14 protein-coding genes are annotated in these 18,613 nt (G+C 45.4%); 4 read left to right on the forward strand and 10 right to left on the reverse strand.

Going from position 1 to position 18,613, the window contains the following annotated elements:
- Window position 1: 1 nt before the first annotated feature.
- From KI742_RS07875 to KI742_RS07920, 10 genes are all read right to left on the reverse strand, one after another.
- Entirely contained in the window at window positions 2-1,225 is a 1,224-nt protein-coding gene (locus tag KI742_RS07875; RefSeq protein ID WP_005381186.1) for a type II secretion system F family protein, read from the reverse strand.
- A gap of 8 nt (window positions 1,226-1,233) precedes the next feature.
- On the reverse strand, window positions 1,234-2,958 hold the full coding sequence (locus KI742_RS07880; RefSeq protein WP_005381188.1) for a GspE/PulE family protein: 1,725 nt from the start codon (window positions 2,956-2,958) through the stop codon (window positions 1,234-1,236).
- Window positions 2,955-4,049: a lipopolysaccharide assembly protein LapB gene (locus KI742_RS07885; protein WP_017636202.1), complete on the reverse strand. Its 1,095-nt coding sequence runs from the start codon at window positions 4,047-4,049 to the stop codon at window positions 2,955-2,957. Before KI742_RS07885 ends, KI742_RS07880 begins: the two co-directional genes overlap by 4 nt.
- The gene (locus KI742_RS07890; protein WP_005381192.1) at window positions 4,046-4,891 is read right to left on the reverse strand and encodes an ExeA family protein; all 846 of its coding nucleotides are present in this window, start codon (window positions 4,889-4,891) and stop codon (window positions 4,046-4,048) included. Before KI742_RS07890 ends, KI742_RS07885 begins: the two co-directional genes overlap by 4 nt.
- Before the next feature lie 44 nt (window positions 4,892-4,935).
- Window positions 4,936-6,576, reverse strand: a complete 1,641-nt coding sequence (gene mshL / locus KI742_RS07895; RefSeq protein WP_064368802.1) for a pilus (MSHA type) biogenesis protein MshL — start codon at window positions 6,574-6,576, stop codon at window positions 4,936-4,938.
- A 20-nt stretch (window positions 6,577-6,596) separates the two neighbouring features.
- On the reverse strand, window positions 6,597-6,929 hold the full coding sequence (locus KI742_RS07900) for a hypothetical protein (RefSeq protein WP_005381196.1): 333 nt from the start codon (window positions 6,927-6,929) through the stop codon (window positions 6,597-6,599).
- Window positions 6,922-7,572 (reverse strand): type II secretion system protein GspM, encoded by a 651-nt coding sequence (gene gspM / locus KI742_RS07905; protein ID WP_005381197.1) that lies wholly within the window; start codon window positions 7,570-7,572, stop codon window positions 6,922-6,924. Before gspM ends, KI742_RS07900 begins: the two co-directional genes overlap by 8 nt.
- Window positions 7,569-9,014, reverse strand: a complete 1,446-nt coding sequence (locus tag KI742_RS07910; protein WP_005387799.1) for a hypothetical protein — start codon at window positions 9,012-9,014, stop codon at window positions 7,569-7,571. The genes gspM and KI742_RS07910 overlap by 4 nt, the downstream gene beginning before the upstream one ends.
- Window positions 9,015-9,025: 11 nt before the next feature.
- The gene (csrD, locus tag KI742_RS07915; RefSeq protein ID WP_005381201.1) at window positions 9,026-11,035 is read right to left on the reverse strand and encodes an RNase E specificity factor CsrD; all 2,010 of its coding nucleotides are present in this window, start codon (window positions 11,033-11,035) and stop codon (window positions 9,026-9,028) included.
- A gap of 242 nt (window positions 11,036-11,277) precedes the next feature.
- A complete protein-coding gene (locus KI742_RS07920) occupies window positions 11,278-11,817 on the reverse strand; it encodes a single-stranded DNA-binding protein (protein WP_005381235.1) in 540 nt (179 codons plus the stop codon).
- A gap of 277 nt (window positions 11,818-12,094) precedes the next feature.
- On the opposite strand from KI742_RS07920, the gene KI742_RS07925 reads away from it, so the two are divergent.
- From KI742_RS07925 to KI742_RS07940, 4 genes are all read left to right on the forward strand, one after another.
- Entirely contained in the window at window positions 12,095-12,739 is a 645-nt protein-coding gene (locus KI742_RS07925; RefSeq protein WP_005381237.1) for a LuxR C-terminal-related transcriptional regulator, read from the forward strand.
- Window positions 12,740-12,898: 159 nt separating this feature from the next.
- Entirely contained in the window at window positions 12,899-13,771 is an 873-nt protein-coding gene (gene galU, locus KI742_RS07930) for a UTP--glucose-1-phosphate uridylyltransferase GalU (protein WP_005381239.1), read from the forward strand.
- Between the two features lie 149 nt (window positions 13,772-13,920).
- Window positions 13,921-16,743, forward strand: coding sequence for an excinuclease ABC subunit UvrA (gene uvrA, locus KI742_RS07935; protein WP_005381241.1), 2,823 nt, complete (start codon window positions 13,921-13,923; stop codon window positions 16,741-16,743).
- A gap of 67 nt (window positions 16,744-16,810) precedes the next feature.
- Window positions 16,811-18,592 (forward strand): PglL family O-oligosaccharyltransferase, encoded by a 1,782-nt coding sequence (locus KI742_RS07940; protein ID WP_285386114.1) that lies wholly within the window; start codon window positions 16,811-16,813, stop codon window positions 18,590-18,592.
- Window positions 18,593-18,613: the final 21 nt, after the last annotated feature.

Below are 18,613 nucleotides of genomic sequence, written 5' to 3' on the forward strand. Positions count from 1 at the left end.
ATTAGCCGCCTTTGATGATGTCGAGCATTCCCCACATTGGTAAGAAGATACCCAATGCCAGCACCATGACCATGCCTGCGACAATCACCAAAAGTAATGGTTCTATTCTTGCGGTCAGTGTTTTTAGATCGTAATCGACTTCTCGATCGTAAAAGTCCGACACTTCCAGCAGCAACTCATCAATACGACCAGTTTCTTCACCTACTGCAATCATCTGAATCACCAATGGGGTGAATATTTTGCTGTTGATGGCCGTCACTGAAATGGTGCTACCCGCTTCAATCGCGGACTTCATCTCAAGAATTCGGTTTTCTAAAAAACGGTTCCCTAAGGCTTCCCCGGCCAAAGCCAAAGACTGGTTAAGTGGCACCCCTGATTTCAGCATCAACGAGAAGGTTCTGGCAAAACGAGAAAGCTGCGCACGATTAACGATATCGCCTACAATTGGCAGCCGAAGCCGAAACTTATCGAACTTCTCCCGACCATCAGCCGTCGCCACCCACGCTCTGAATACAGTAAACGCGCCAATCATTGCCACAACCAGCAACACCCAATAATTAACAAAGAAATTAGAAGTCGCGATCAAAATACGCGTCGGCAATGGTAGCTCAACCCCAAAGCGCGTGAACATCGATGCAAACTCAGGGATCACCAAGATATTCAATACAAACATGGCGATGGTGATAAAGATAATGACAAACGTCGGATAACGCATCGCCGCTTTGATGCGTTTGCGAGTCTCAAGTTCCTGTTCGTAGTAATTCGCCAGTTGCAATAGCGCTTGGTCAAGCCGACCCGTATTCTCACCGACGTTGATCATAGAAACGAACAGTGGGCTGAATACTTTGCTGTGTTGCTGCATCGCAGAAGACAAACCTCGGCCATTACTCAGTTCAGAAACGACATCTTCTAGCGCCTCTTTGAGCTGTTTGTTTTCGCAATTTTGCAACAAGCCACGCATAGAGCGCAGCAAAGGTACGCCAGCTTTAGTCAAACTAAACAACTGGCGAGAGAAAAGAATAATTACTTCCAACGGAATAGCAGGCACAAACAGCTTAGACAAGCTCACTTGGCTTTTTGCCGACTCTTTCTCTAACCGTACATTGAGCGGGATGACCCCTTTGTTCATCAATGCTTCCGCCGCAGCTTCTGAGTTCACTGCTTCGATTTTGCCGTTAGTGGATGAGCCGTCTAGCGTGCGGCCTTGATAACGAAAAGTTGGCATTCACTTACCTATATGAAAATGGGATCAGTCTTACCAGAAGCATCGCCCTCACCTAGGGTCATCACTTCGTCCAAACTGACGGTGCCTTGTAGCGCCAGTTCCATTGCAGAAGCAAGCAGTGGCTTATAGTTTTCTGAGCGGCGCGCGGCTTGCGCAAAGCCAACCGCATCATTGGCGCGCAATTTATCCATCATCTCTTGCTCAAGTTCGAGCATTTCAAACACACCGATTCGGCCTCGATAACCAGTCAAATTACAGTTTTGGCAACCTGCGCCTTTATAAAAAATGGTGCTAACTTGATTTGGGAAACGCCCAGCTAACCACTGCTGGCGAGACTCATCTAAGTGGTCTTCTGTTTTACAATCTGGGCAAACTCGGCGCACAAGACGCTGCGCCACCACGGCTCTGACTGCACTAGCAACCAAGTAACCCGGCGCTCCCATATCGATCATACGTAACGCACTGTCGACAGCATCGTTGGTGTGGAGAGTACTCAATACTAAGTGACCCGTTAGTGCAGCTCGCAGACCAATTTCTACCGTCTCTTGGTCACGCATCTCACCAACAAGAATTATGTCTGGGTCTTGACGTAAAAAGGTTCTAAGAACACGCGAGAAAGTTAGATCGATCTTACTGTTAACCTGTACCTGAGTGATGCGAGGCAGACGATATTCAACCGGGTCCTCTGCTGTAATGATCTTTTTCCCAGGTTCGTTGAGCTCACTCAATGCGCCGTAAAGCGTGGTGGTTTTACCGGAACCTGTCGGCCCGGTAACCAAAATCATGCCATGCGGACGCGCCAACTGTCGACGTAAGCGAGCAAGCAAGTCTGGCGGCAAGCCCGACTCTTCTAACGGACGCAAACCAGCGGACTGGTTAAGCAGACGCATTACTACGGATTCTCCGTACTGCGTTGGTAACGTCGACATACGAATATCAATTGATTGGCCACGAACTTTGATATTGAATCGGCCATCTTGCGGCAAGCGCTTTTCAGAAATATCTAGGTGTGCCATCAACTTCAGTCGAAGAACCAAAGCCGATGCAATATTCACTTCATTTAAGAGCGTTTCATGCAATACGCCATCAATACGCTGGCGTAAACGCAATACTTGATCGTCTGGCTCAATATGAATATCCGAAGCTCCAACCTGTACCGCATCTTCAAACATGGAATTAACCAGCTTTACAACGGTAACCTCTTCACTGTCGGCCTCATCAATACCGTAATCAAAGCTTTGTACATCTTTATGCTCTTCATGCAGCTGTTCAGCAAAGGAGGCTATCTCTTTAGTACGGCGGTAATAACGGTCAAAGCTTGAAATAAGCTGACGCTCTGAAGCAACAATGAACTCAAGGTTGTATTGACCTAACAAGTTCATCAATGATTCTTGGATGAACAAGTCCGCAGGGTCACTCATAGCAACGCGCAGTGTGTCCCCATTTCGAGCAACGACCATCGCACGTAAGCGACGTGCGTGTACCTCAGGTAAAATCTGCACGGCTTCGGCATCCACAGGTGCACGACCAAGATCGATCAGTGGCAAACCAAGCTGCTGAGACAAGAAGTCCAACATTTGCTTTTCGGTAATAAAGCCAAGGTCAATTAACGCATCCCCTAGCTTCTGCCCGGTACTGCGTTGTGCGTTTAGTGCTTGCTGGATTTGTTCTTCAGAGACGATACCTTCCTCAACCAGAAGATCGCCCAAGCGTTTTCTCAACTGAATTTTCATTGTGCGCTCTCCAACTCTTTCAAGATGCTCAAACGGTCACGGATAAATGCTTGCGATTGATTCGAAATGCCAACTTTACCCAGAGCTTGGTTGTAAGAGTTGATCGCGGCAGTAAAAGCCAGGGCGCGCTCTTGTTGAATAGCCAAGCCTAACCACCAGCGCGCGTTTTCCGGCTCACGCTGAGTTAGGAGTTGATAGCTCTCAAGCGCAATGTCATTTTGCTTGTGTTTTTGTGCCAATGCCGCACGCATCGCCAAGTAATCTCGACTTGGTACTGGAGGCAAATGAACAAGCGGGCTCAGCGCCGCTTCAGGTTGTTTAGCTTTCACTAACAACTTAGACAAGGCCAAGCGGAGTACTTGGTTGTTCGTATCTAGGTTGATGCCTTCTTGAATAATCTCATATGCTTTACGCGTGTCACCTTTACCAAAGTACAACGCTGATAACTTTTGACGCGTGTCTGCATTCATTGGCTCATAACGCAACGCCTCGGCATAAGCCGATAACGCCGTTTGCATATCGTTAGCATCGAGTGCCTTTTCCGCTCGACTAACTGCCTTAAGAGAAAGCTGACGATGTGTAAGCTCAACCTGCTCAATACGCATTGAACTGTTTTCTGATGTTGTGTGGGTTACGTGATCGTATTGCTCCTCGCTCGGCATCGTTGCTAACTGCGCGAGTAAAACTGCCTCTTCAGAGGCGGTATTTATCTCAGATCTTGGCGTGAACCTATCAGTCTCTTGCATGTGAGGCTGTTGCGCTACTGGCTGTGCGGCTGGTTTAGTGTAAACCACTTGAGTTGTATCGGGCGTCATTTTACTCGTTGGCGAGTGAGTGCGCTCCGATGAAACAATTGGTGAGACATTCACAGACGACAATGGCATAGCGTCGGTTTGAAATTGTGATAGCTCGCCTGAAGGGACAGGACCGCGAGAAACCGCCCAGCTTCCGACCGCAAGGCTTAACGAAAAACCGGCCACAAGCCAAAGCCAAGGTTTACTGCGTGAGACACTTGGAATCTCCGCACGAGTAAGCTCTGACGGCGATGTTTTTTCAGCAAGTTCTGATAATGCTTTATTGATGGCACTCAAGGTTGACTCCATCCCCAAAATACGGGTGTTTTAAACTTAGGTTTACGGGCATCAAACGTATCGTGCATAGCGGCGTAAACGTGATGATTTTTTAATAGTGTGCAACGATCATTAAATGCAGCAAGCAACGACTTGTGACTAATTTGGTTTATCAAGCGCGGAATCCCCATGGATGAACGCCAAATCGCTTTTTTCTGTTCAATAGAAAAAATGTGCGCCCCATTGCCTGCTTTATCTAAACGATTATTGATGTAAGCCACGCCTTCATCGATAGAGAGAGGACGTAACTGGCAACTAAACGTAATGCGTTGACGAAATTGCCTTAGCTCATGGTTAGCCAATCTTTCATCCAACTCAGGTTGCCCGAATAACACCAATTGAATGAGCTTATCTTGTTCCGTTTCTAAGTTGCCAAATAGACGTAATGTTTCTAAAGCTTGTGGGGAAAGAGCTTGCGCTTCATCAACGATCAAGACGGTTTTCTTTCCCAAGGCATGTACTTGAATCAAGTGCTCTTGAATGAGGGAAACGATACGCAGCGGATCATCGTTCTCGATACCCAACTCTCTGGCGACAGCAAACTGCAACTGTTCCCCATTCAACACTGGATTGGGTAAGTAAATAAGCTCAACTTCAGATTCAATCTGCTCGATCAGCTTACGGCATACCATGGTTTTTCCAGTGCCGACTTCTCCCGTCACCTTAATCACCCCTTCTCCCATTTGCACGGCAGCTAGGATGGTTTGGATCGCCTCATAGTGAGGGACTAACCCCAAGAACATTTCTGTATTTGGGGTTAACGAAAAAGGCTGAACTCGGAATCCAAAGTGTGACAAGTACATACTCGAATCACAAACCTATTAAAAAACAGAACCTTTCCCAGCGCTTATTGCGCATCTGGGAACCACTCTTGCAGCAGATCACGAGAGCGCTCTAGCTCTTTCTGCCAAGAGTTCACGCCAACTACGGTCGGTTTTAGCAAGATGACCAATTCTGTTTTCTCAGTTACGTTATTCACGTTGCGGAACAAGTGCCCCAGTGCTGGTACATCGCCCAAAAATGGGACTTTAGAAACAAGCTCACGATTTTGCTGTTTCATCAACCCGCCGATAACCACAACATCGCCATCTTTAGCACGAATAACCGAGTCTGATTCACGAATAGAGCTTTTCGCTAATGGCAGTTGGATGTTTTGGAAATCTCCGCCCAAGTTCAATTGCTTCACTTCTTCCGTGACTTCAATAACTGCGGGGTGAACATGCAGGAACACATTGCCTTTGTTATCAATTTGCGGAGTCACATCAAGGGAAATACCCGAGAAGAATGGCGTCAGTTCCACTTCAGGAACCGCATTTGAGTTTTCACCGTTGCCTGCATTGCTCGATAGCTCGGTAACAAAGTACTCATCGGTACCCACTTTGATAACAGATTTTTGGTTGTTGGCAGCGGTAATACGAGGGCTCGAAAGGACGTTCAAGTCACCTTGCGTAGACATGAAGCTCAATACAGCATTGAAGTTACCATCCGAAATAGTCACGTTAGTTTGACCGCCCAATAGCGTGCCAATCGCATCCAATGGTGGTAATGTCGACGCAGGGCGGTTGACTACGATACTACCCGAGTTACCAATTGATGCCGATAAGTTTGACCAGTTGATGCCTTGTTGGTAGCCATCATTCAACGTCACTTCTAGGATTTTAGCTTCAAGAATGACCTGGCGCTGCATGCGCTCCTGCGATACACCTAAGAACTCGCGTACTTCGCGAATATCATCTGGAAATGCTCGAACCGTAATAACTCCCGCTTGTGGCGTTACAACCACACTTTGCCCTTTGCCTGAACCAATTAGATTCGCAACGGCTTGCTGCAGCATAGGCCAGAAGTCACTTTCAGTGATGGTTTCGATGCGTGTACCACCCGTAGATGTGGTTGAGCTATCGTTGTTGTTTCCATTGTTAGAGTCTGACGAGTCAGAACTGTCTGAGCTACCACCAGAATTAGACGTACCAGCCGAGGTTACAGAGCCCGTAACAATGCTGGTTAATGAGCGACCAGAACGCTTGAACTGCAGGTAATCGACTGGAATGGTCACAGTACGCATACCTGCTGGGTAGATTTGAATAACTTTGCCAGACCTCACCACGTCATAGCCATACATATTCTGTACGACATTCAGAACTTCATCCAATGTCACATCTGACAAGTTGACAGTGATATTACCTTGTACCGATGGGTGAATCGCCACACTGTACTCTGTGCCTTTCACCAACGAAGCGAAAAAGCTTCTTGCATCGACCGCATTCGCTTGAATACGAAAACGCTTCGAGGTGCCTTGCTCTGATGCAACGTTCGAGTCTAAATTTGGCATCAAGTCTGCCTCAACAGAAGAAGGGATTTCTTCCAATGTGCGGCTGTTCGCTTGATTGATAGATTCATTGAGCGCTTCTTTAACTTCCACTGGATTCCGATGACCCATTGAACATCCCATTAAAGAAGCAATCGCTATTCCTACAACTAATTTGCGCATATCTGATCGGACTCTGGTTATTATTGTTTTACGTTTAAATCAAAAAGCTCTAGGTCCCACTGACGGTTACCACGCTTTAAAGTTACAAATTCACTATTAATGCTCGCGACGCGATAACCCTTAAATAGCTCGCCTTTTTCGACAAGTTTGTTATCCATAATCGCGATACAATCAGTACTTGGCTTACACACAATACTGTTGAGCTTAGGCAGTCGGTACCGTTTAACTTTTGGTTTCGCTGACGTTTCAACCGCTGGCTTTTCCCAACCAAGTGGGGCCGTTGGGTCTTGGTTTGCCCAAGCGGTTCCTGCCGCTGCCATAACAAGCAATGAGATGATGAGTTTGTTAACCACCAATAAACTCCTCTCTAGATCCTAGTGTGTAGACTTCTAACACAAGCTTCGCTTTCGGGTACTCTTCGACTTTATAACTAAAGCTGCGCCAGTAATAACTCGCAGGAAGGCTCTCCAATTTATTCAGATAATTAGCAATAGAAAAATAGTCACCAGTCAGTTCCATACGAACAGGATGCACGTAGTAACCAGAGTATTGCGATGCTTCTTTATCTTCCGTTATTGGCTCAGATGGCAAGGTTTGCAGAGACAAAAGGTGAATGCCACTTTGCTGCTCCAACACATTTTCAAGCAGCTCAGCCATTTGCGAAGGTGTAATAAGATGCTCGATGATCTCCGCTAATTGCATCGAAAGATGCTGACTCTCAGCTAACAGATTAGATATCGCGCGATCAATCTCAGCATTTGGATCTTTCTTAAGTTGCGCCTGAATACGTAGCGTATCGATTTCAATCTTTTGATTGGCTTGCTTTAAATTACTTAGTTGCCTCTCATTACTGATGATCTCGTTAAGCTTTGGCTCCAATACCAGCGTAAAGAGCAACATGATCACGACAACTAAACCGCACAATGCGGTGAGCACTTTTTCACGCGTACTCATTTCGCCAAAGCGCCCTTCTAATGAGAGCCAGAATTCGTTCATTTCTCTTTATCCTCGCGCGTTTTTAGTTCAAACGTCACAATATCCTTATCATTTCGACCTATTTTGACGTCGTCAAACGTTCGACCAACCAAGCTAATTTCGTTTTTAAATTGGCTAACCCAATTTGGCACTGAGCTCGGTTTTTTCGCTAGCCCCTTCAGGTCTAAGGTATGGGTATTGATTCGAATTTCGGACAAAGAAATTTCTTGGTTTCCTAGCTTCGCTAATGATTGCATCACGCCAGAGTAACCCGTGCGCTGCGAGTCATCGTATTTCCCGACAGCTTTAAGCGAGTCTCGCTTCGCCTTGACTTCACGCTCTAAGCGGGCTTTAGCTGCCAGCTTATTATTGTCAGGTTGATGTTTACGTAGCTTGACTTGATAACGTTCAAGCTCTGACTTCATGATATCGCCTTTACTTTTTACAATAGCAATCTCATCTTCCAAACCGCTGCTCTGCCAAGTGACATAACCGTAAGAAAATAGAATTGCAGCCGCCGCAACGCCCCAAGATAACGCGATATTTTTTAGCGTCAGGAGCTCTTTTTTCGGTTTTAAGTAATCGGGATATAAGTTGACGCGTCGAGTATTTGAAGTAGCCGCAGTGTCAGCCAAAACATGCCCTGATAGCTCATGTTCTGGTGGTAATAACGGTGAAACCTTAGTACTTAAACGGTAGTTCAGAGCCTGAACAAGCTCGCTCTCATCCTCTTCATCACAGCACACTTTCAATTGATGTAATTGCACGTGGCGTAACTGAGATGAAAGATAGTCAATCGAACGTTGCAGTTCTAACGACAGACTGTCCATCTGTAAATCGCTAGACGGAACCCCCGTTAACGGTGGCGTCACACTGCGAATAGAGCGGTGGAACGCAATAGTATTTTCGACAAAAGCGCTTATACGGAAATGACCACGCACACTGCGTTGTAATAATAGGAAGTTTCCTAGTTCACCAGCAGTCTCTCCCCAAATATCGTCTTCAGGAAGAATGGCTTCTAATGGTAACTGGGCTCGACTGGCCAGTAACACAATCTTATCCAATATTTTTCGCGATAAGACGTATGCTTGCACTTTGGTTGAATTCGGTAACTCGACCGCATCGGCAATAATGTCGATGGCACGCTCAGAGATCAGTTCTTTCAACAAAAACGGTAATGCGGCTGGCCATTCTTGACGCGGCATGACCGGTTTGTCGATTTGGTACATCTGGTAATAGTTATGAGAAAGAATAACCGTTAATGAATCATACGCACTCGCTGCAACGCTCAATGCTTGCTCAACGGCTTTTTCCCAATTGGACTCAGAAATATCAAATTGGTATGGACGACTACTTTTGATTGAAGATGATAAATAAACGGCGTCTGGCTGAATAACCAAAAAGCAGGAGCGATCACCACTAGATGATCGCTTAAGCTTGTCGAATAGTGCTTTGAAATCCATGATTATTATCTTTATTTTTTCCGCCAGCGATTTCGTCTTCCCAATTTAACTTGGGATTCTGATTGAGAATTCGGCAACGCTTGGGGACGAGGAAGAAACTGCTGCTCCGCAGAAAAGTAACGCCCTTGCCCACCATAAACCCCGAGCTCAATTAATGTGTTGAGCTCGTTCTGATTCTCAATTCCCACTGCTATAATTTTAGTTTTACTGTTTGCCGCCGCACCTAGCATACTGCGGACAAATAGCTGGTTTTCATGTCGTTGGTCGATTTTTGCTACTAAACTGCGATGAAGTTTAAGGTAACGAATGTCCACTTCTTTTAAATAGTGAGTGCTAACGATGGTACGCCCAGCCTGCCCAACCATTAAGTGGCACCCTAAACCGGCCAGCATTTTAGCGACTGGTCGCATAAAGTCTAAGTGTCTTACAAATTGTGCTTCAACAAACTCAAAACTGAGACACTTTCTCTGCTCACGTGACAACTGTAAGAGTTCATCACGAAACCATTTAAAGTACTCTCGGTTAGAAAATGGCGTTACATTCAAATTGAGCGCATACGATCTTGAGTTATCAAAATTATCCTTAAACTCTCTTAAGAATTTATTAATAACCGACTTATCCATTTGCGCTTCATAACCAACCTGTCTGATCGCAGAAATGAACCGAGACGCTTTAACAATCCCATTCTCAGGATCGCGAATCCGACATGTTAACTCTTCATATAATGATTTTTTATGCGTCGCGTCACTTATTGGATGCACAGATTGTGCGTAGAGTATCACACTTTCTGGTGTAAGTGCTGTGTCAAATAACGTTCTCCATCTCACACTTCCGCGAGCTTCTTCATCGTGGTTCCATTTTTTGAAGCGACTCCAATTATTGTTATTTTGTAGTTGCGCACTACGCAAAGCAGTCTCGGCTTCATCAATGATTTGGCTGTGTCGCTCACCTTCTTTATAAGTGGTGATGCCAATATGGCACCAGTTGTCTGGATCAAGTGGCTCTGGCGGCATTAACTTTTCTAACTGGCGAATGCATTGCGAGGCAAGGTTAGCCACATCTTTCGCACTTTGGTGCGGTAGAAAAAGCGCAAAATCAGCATCGTAATAACGGGAAAATACAACATCTGGGTATCGTTGAACTAAATTGGACAATAAACTCCCAACTTCAACAATAAACTCATCCGTAATTTGCTTATCTTGCTCTTCTTCAACCAGTTTCCAGTCTTGAATACGCACTAGCAACACGGCGCCGCGAGCCCCACTTTCTAGTAACGCCGATTCCAACTTGCTATCAAATAACACTCGGTTAGCGGTACCGGTTAGCTTATCAAGGAAGGTTTGAGTTCGAATAAAGGTATCAAATCGGCTTCGCTCTTGACGCGCATCTTGTAACTCTTCGATTAATACATCGAGCGCTTCACTAGCGGTGTAAGGCCATTCTTTTTTGTCACCTTTGGCATACTGCTCCACCCTACCAGCCAGGATCATTCTGCCTCGCTCTTCGAGCATTTCAGAGCCTTCTAATTGCTCTTTAAGCCATGCCACGCCGCGCATTAAGCAGAAGATGATCAATATAACGGCAAGCGTGATCGACCAAAGCGCCTGCATTGAGTAGCTGTAACCTAAGTAAGGGGGAATTGCTTTAAAGTGAATCGTGTAATCTTGATTGTGAGTCAACTGGTACTCAGCCTCAAACAAGACTGACGCTTCCATTTGATGAGAAGTATCTTTGAAGCGATAAACAACGGCGTTGTTGGTCGACAACGTCATTTCGACAATATTGGAAGCCTGCAGCATTTTCGGCATCCAGCGCTGCATAGAATAAGCGGCGTCAGGATCTTCCATCTCCTTGTCGACCACCTCTACGATCCCTTCTAAATAATGGGTGAGATATTCCTGCCCAAGACGTTTAAAAGAGAGGGTGCCACCGACAAACAAGATAAACATGGCGCAGATAACGATCATGGTGACAAAGGCCACCAGCCGTGTGCTTAACTTAAGAGTTGGGGTATACCTCATGAATACCAAATTCCTTTTTTATTCATCATATACCTTATTGAAATATTTATACTTGATAAGAGTTCATCAAACAATCGGATTAGTCTGATAGTGAGAGGCTGGAGCATAAAGAAAATCACACTCATTGATAAGTTTTATTGTTACGCCTAACCTTGCCAAGATAAGCCTGTGAGCTCATTAGATTGCGACAATAAAAAAGGCCGCGATATTCGCGGCCTTTTCGATTCAAGCATAAGCAGAATTTAGAACGGGATATCGTCGTCAAAATCCATTGGTGGCTCATTGTACTGCTGCTGTGATTGCTGCGGAGCCTGTTGTTGTGGTTGCTGTTGCTGAGGCGCATTGTACTGCTGCTGAGCTGGCTGTTGAGGCTGACCCCATCCACCTTGTTGCTGCTGTTGACCGCCCATTGGTGCGCCGCCACCTTGAGCACGACCGCCAAGCATTTGCATCACACCATTGAAGCCTTGAACAACTACCTCAGTTGAGTAGCGATCTTGGCCACTTTGATCTTGCCATTTTCGAGTTTGCAGTTGCCCTTCAATGTAGACTTGAGAGCCTTTACGCAAGTACTCACCTGCTACTTCCGCAAGTTTGCCGAACAACACAACACGGTGCCATTCCGTTTTTTCGCGCTGTTCGCCAGTCGCTTTATCACGCCATGAATCAGAAGTCGCAATAGTAATGTTTGCTACTGCACCGCCATTCGGCATGTAACGAATTTCAGGGTCGTTACCTAGATTCCCCACCAAAATAACTTTGTTAATTCCACGGCTGGCCATGATGTGCTCCGTTTCACTCTGGATATATAAAATTTTAGCGCATTAGAATAGCACGCTTTAATGTTTTGATTAAAGTCTAATACCATTGTGATCTATTGAGTCACCCTCTAGAACCCAAATCGTATTTCAACTTACGTGTGTAGCATTTTTGATTCGCGTTGCAGACATCGTTTCGTGAAGCTTTGAATTCGAACGCATTTATTCAGTAAAGCGATGGTTATGGCCTCTCTTTAATGCCAGTTTATGGCTTCTATTGAACCCAGGGAGATTGGAACACGTGAGAAAGTCGGCTTACGCAAGAAAGCTATTTCTGATCAGTATGGAAGATAATGCGCAAAAAAAAGTGGCGGCACTCGAAAAGTACGTTGATATGAGCATCCCGGTGATTTCAACCGCAGCACTCATGGAAGCCAAGCCACAACACCGTAATAAAATTCTACTGATCGACTTCAGTGAACATAAATCACTTGTTCAATCGATCAAAAACTTGCCTCTTGTATGGAAAAACTTTGAAACCGTTGTCTTCAACGTGCCTAAAAGACTAACCACGGATGAACTTCTTTCATTTGGTCAATTAAAAGGTGTGTTTTATTCCGAAGATACGCTAGAGCAAATTGGAGAAGGGTTAAAAGGCATTGTTAACGGTCAAAACTGGCTGCCGCGTAATGTAACCAGTCAACTTTTACACTATTACCGCAATGTCATTAATACTCATACTGCACCAGCTACGGTAGACCTAACCATTCGTGAGCTACAAGTACTGCGTTGCCTACAAGCTGGCGCCTCGAACAGTCAGATGGCCGAGGAGTTATTCGTCAGTGAATTCACCATCAAATCGCACTTATATCAGATATTCAAAAAGCTATCCGTAAAGAACCGAGTACAGGCAATCGCCTGGGCAGACCAAAACTTAATGTCATGATGCAATGTGAGCGGCTCTGATAACTGAAATGACAAGTCGCTCATCTTTTTTCCGCACCGAGTCTCACATTTTTTCCTACTTTATTCATGATTCATTGATACCTCTCGTGTTAAAGTTATACGTAGATTCTTGATAAAAACGAGATAGGATATTCCCCCAATGATAAAAAAATGTCTGTTCCCTGCTGCAGGCTATGGCACACGCTTCCTACCGGCAACGAAATCTATGCCAAAAGAGATGATGCCAGTCGTGAACAAACCGCTTATTGAATACGGTGTCGAAGAAGCAATCCAAGCTGGTATGAACGGCATGTGTATTGTGACAGGTCGTGGCAAGCACTCGATCATGGACCACTTTGATAAAAACTACGAACTGGAACATCAGATTAGCGGTACCAACAAAGAAGAGCTGTTGGTAGATATCCGTGAAATCATTGAATCTGCAAACTTCACTTATATACGTCAACGCGAAATGAAAGGCTTGGGCCACGCGATTCTAACTGGACGAGAATTGGTAGGCGATGAGCCATTTGCTGTTGTTCTTGCTGATGACCTTTGTGTGAACGAGCAAGAGGGCGTACTGGCTCAGATGGTGGCACTATTTAAGCAGTTCCGCTGTTCTATCGTTGCAGTGCAAGAAGTACCAGCCGAAGAAACACACAAATACGGCGTTATCTCTGGTGAAATGATCAAAGACGACATCTACCGCGTAGACGACATGGTAGAAAAACCAGAGAAAGGCACGGCACCTAGCAACCTTGCTATCATTGGCCGCTACATCCTGACTCCCGATATTTTTGAACTGATTGAAAACACCGAACCAGGTAAAGGTGGTGAAATTCAAATCACGGACGCGCTGCTTAAACAAGCAAAAGCGGGCTGTGTATTGGCTTACAAATTCAAGGGCAAACGCTTTGACTGTGGTAGCGTTGAAGGTTACATCGAAGCAACTAACTATTGTTTTGAAAACCTGTATCTAAAAGATGAAAAAACCTCTGAGCTAGGTAAGCACGCAACACAAAAAGCTGTATAAAGCATCGTCGTAGTACGAAATTGCTGTATCGAAAGCCCAGCACAACGCTGGGCTTTTTACTTTACTGTTTTTTTATCCAGTAATTTTCTTTGCACATTTCTCACACTATGTAATACTTGCCCCACTTGGTTATACATAGAGCAAAAACGATGGATAAAATAGAAGTTCGCGGTGCCCGAACCCATAACCTTAAAGACATTAATCTTACAATCCCTCGCGATAAACTGATTGTCATTACTGGACTAAGTGGCTCCGGTAAATCCTCTCTCGCTTTCGATACATTGTATGCAGAAGGCCAACGACGCTACGTAGAGTCTCTCTCTGCCTACGCTCGTCAGTTTTTGTCTCTGATGGAAAAACCCGATGTCGACCACATTGAAGGGTTATCACCCGCGATTTCTATTGAACAGAAGTCTACTTCTCATAACCCGCGTTCAACCGTCGGTACAATTACCGAAGTCTACGACTACTTACGTCTATTGTATGCTCGTGTGGGCGAACCCCGCTGTCCAACGCATCATGCTCCTCTTGCTGCGCAAACCATCAGCCAAATGGTGGACAAAGTCCTAGAGATGCCGGAAGGCAGCAAAATGATGCTATTGGCACCTATTGTCAAAGAACGTAAAGGTGAGCATGTTAAAACGCTTGAGAACTTAGCGGCTCAAGGCTTTATTCGTGCGCGTATTGATGGAGAAACTTGCGATCTTTCCGATCCTCCAACCCTTGAACTACATAAAAAGCACACCATTGAAGTTGTGGTAGACCGCTTTAAAGTTCGTCCAGACTTACAACAGCGCTTGGCCGAATCTTTCGAGACAACACTCGAATTATCAGGCGGAATTGCAGTTGTCGCGCCAATGGATGGCGACGGTGAAGAGATTATTTTCTCCGCCAACTTCGCTTGTCCACAATGTGGTTACAGCATGCAAGAGTTAGAGCCGCGACTTTTCTCATTCAACAACCCTGCTGGAGCATGTGGCACTTGTGATGGCTTGGGTGTTCAACAATACTTCGATCCAAGCCGAGTCATTCAAGATGATTCATTAAGCTTGGCACAAGGTGCGATTCGCGGTTGGGATCAAAAGAACTACTACTACTTCCAAATGCTCACCTCATTGGCCGATCATTATGGTTTTGACCTCCATGCCCCTTTTAATTCTCTGCCAAAGAAAACGCAAGATGTCATTCTAAAGGGCTCTGGTCGTACTGAGATTGAGTTTAAATACATCAACGATCGTGGCGATATTCGCGTTAAGCGCCATCCATTCGAAGGTATTCTGAATACCCTAGAACGTCGCTATCGTGATACAGAATCCAACTCTGTCCGTGAAGAGCTCGCGAAATACATCTCCACTAAATCTTGTTCAAGCTGTGGCGGTACTCGTCTACGCCTTGAAGCACGTAACGTGTTTATTGCTGATACGACACTACCTGAGATTGTTGAACTCAGCATTGCTGATGCATTGGAATTCTTCCATTCCTTGAAACTGGAAGGTCAACGCGCCCAAATCGCTGAAAAAGTGATGAAGGAAATCAACGACCGCCTGCAATTCTTAGTTAACGTCGGTTTGAACTACCTAAACTTATCACGCAGTGCGGAAACCTTATCAGGCGGTGAAGCTCAACGTATTCGTTTAGCAAGCCAAATTGGTGCAGGTCTTGTTGGTGTGATGTATGTTCTGGACGAACCGTCGATTGGTCTCCACCAGCGTGATAATGAACGCTTATTAAAAACGCTCACTCACTTGCGCGATTTAGGTAATACCGTACTTGTGGTAGAACACGATGAAGATGCGATTCGCTGTGCAGATCATGTCATAGATATTGGTCCTGGTGCTGGCGTACATGGTGGTAATGTTGTTGCGGAAGGCACCATGGAAGAGATAGTCGCGAATCCGAATTCTCTGACAGGTCAGTACTTAAGTGGTGTTAAAGAAATCGCAGTACCGAAAGATCGCACGCCGCGAGATCCGAAAAAAACGGTTGAGCTATTAGGCGCAACAGGTAATAACCTTAAAAACGTTAACCTTTCAATTCCTGTTGGGTTATTCAGCTGTATTACAGGGGTATCTGGCTCAGGTAAATCAACGCTGATTAATGATACTTTCTTTAAAATTGCGCATACCCAACTTAACGGAGCGACAACGGCTCAGCCTTCACCTTATAAATCGATTAAAGGTCTAGAGCACTTCGATAAAGTCATCGATATCGATCAAAGCCCAATAGGCCGTACACCTCGCTCTAACCCTGCAACCTATACGGGGATCTTTACACCAATCCGTGAACTGTTTGCAGGCACACAGGAGTCGCGTTCTCGCGGTTACAAGCCGGGCCGTTTTAGTTTTAACGTACGCGGTGGTCGTTGTGAGGCCTGTCAGGGTGACGGTGTTATCAAAGTAGAAATGCATTTCCTACCAGATGTTTATGTGCCATGTGATGTGTGTAAAGGTAAACGCTACAACCGTGAAACGCTCGAAGTACGTTACAAAGGTAAAACTATTGATGAAGTGCTAGAAATGACGGTCGAAGATGCACGCACCTTCTTCGATCCAGTTCCTGCCATCGCTCGCAAACTACAAACACTGATGGATGTGGGTTTGTCGTACATACGATTGGGTCAAGCGGCAACAACACTCTCCGGTGGTGAAGCACAGCGTGTGAAACTGGCGCGAGAGCTATCCAAACGTGATACAGGAAAAACCTTGTACATTTTGGATGAACCAACAACCGGCCTTCACTTCCATGATATCCAGCAGTTGCTCACTGTACTGCACAGACTTCGCGACCACGGAAATACTGTCGTGGTGATCGAGCATAACCTGGACGTCATTAAGACTGCGGACTGGATTATCGATCTTGGTCCTGAAGGGGGTCAGGGTGGCGGCGAGATAATCGCTCAAGGCACTCCGGAAGATGTGTCGCAAATCGAGGGTTCGCACACAGCTCACTTCCTCAAGCCTATGTTGAAGTAGAAAAAACAGGTAAAGTATCGAGACCAGCAAGTGCTGGTCTTTTTTCATTCAAAACAACGCAATAACTATGGCTACTATACATGTAAGTGGAACAAAGCTTTCTCCCGAAAAAGTACAGGTTCCCCTCAATCGCAAGTTTCTCATTGCCTTGGCAACACTATTTGTGTTGGCAATGCACTTTTTCATGCCCAACCCCGGCGGTTCGGGGCTTTCGCTTTCGTTCAATGCGACAACTTGGATTGCTTTTAGCTTTGCATTAGGCATTGGGTGTTACCAACTTGCGAATAATCGAGTACTACGTTACTCAAAACTAACCATCGGCTTGTTCATTAGTGCTCTTATCATGACGGTGCCCATTCTGTACCCAAATGCGAATAGCAGTTTGGCAGCCAATAAGCTCATTGGCCTGTGGTGTGGTGTCCTGTTCTTTATTGTCTTACAACAATTTCATTTCAGTAATAAACATCGCCAACGCCTATTATGGTTCATTGTCCTTGCGGTTGTTATCGAAGCCATTTTTGGTTTGACACAATATCTGTATCTCAAACCAGGCAATCCGTTTGGTTACGACACGGTGGCCAATCGTCCTTATGGTATTTTCCAACAGCCCAATGTAATGGCCAGCTTTCTTGCGACAGGGTTGGTGATTGCCAGCTATTTACTTGCACGTCAGCCCTACAAATACGATCGTAAGTTAAGCGATGTTTACCTTCTCTATGCCGTACCAGTTTTAACTTTACCACTAATTGTGGCGTTGGCTTCACGCACTGGTTGGTTAGCCTCGGTCATCGCCGTGTTGTTGGTCATTCCATACATGTACCGCTTTGCAACCAAAGGGCGCTTTATCCGCTGGGTTGTGTCACTTGTAAGTGGGCTCTTACTCTCAGTCGTTGTCATGCATCTTGCCTTTCCTGATGGAGGTGGGTTAGCCGCAGAAAAAGTAAATATGGAGTCTCCTCGAGCGTATACTTTTCCGCAAACATTAGACATGGTGATTGAAAAGCCTTTTACTGGTTATGGATATGGCAAGTTTGAATCTGAGTACATGCTGTATACGGCTCGTCAACATGCCCTAAATGAGAATTACCCAGCTGGTTTGCCAGCCATGGATCATCCGCATAACGAGCTGCTTTACTGGGGAGTAGAAGGTGGCTTATTGCCAATACTCGGCATCTTCTTAGCGATGGCACTGGTACTGTATCGAATCTATCAAGCCAAACGCGGAACTCGTCTTGCGTTGCTGGCCTTGTTTATACCTATCGTATTGCACTCGCAACTGGAATACCCTTTCTACCACTCTCTCGTGCATTGGTTGATCTTCGTTATCCTGCTGTACTGGGTCGATCAGCGCGTCTCTCGTTATCGACAAGTCGGCTTTAGTAATGTAACCAAAAGCTTGCTGCGTGTTTTTAGTTTGGTACTTCCCGTTGCGTTTACGTTTTACATGGTAAGCGCATTGCATACGAACTATGTATTGACGAAGTTTGAGACCACTAGGCCAACTAATCCTGATATTCTGAATCAAGTCAGTAACCCTGTGGTTTGGAAAGACAGATTTGATTGGGATGTTTATAGCACGTTTTTAAACATTGGGCTGTACCAACAAGACGCAACCTTGATTCAGCCTTATATCGATTGGTCGCTAAAAATCATCAAAGATAAGCCTCGCCCTGCATTTTATAATAATTTGATTTTGGCCTACCAAGGCTTAGATGACTCAAGTAAAGCGGAGCAAATTAGAGCTGAAGCGCAGTTTTTGTTCCCGAAGATTGATTTCAGTGAAATCAATTACCAACCACCTTCTCAAGCAATCTCTGCCTCACCAGCCCCCACTTCAGGTGAAGAGTAATTGACCCGTCCTGATATGGGT

It is taken from the genome of Vibrio sp. D417a (assembly GCF_030248595.1).
Classification (GTDB): domain Bacteria; phylum Pseudomonadota; class Gammaproteobacteria; order Enterobacterales; family Vibrionaceae; genus Vibrio; species Vibrio alginolyticus.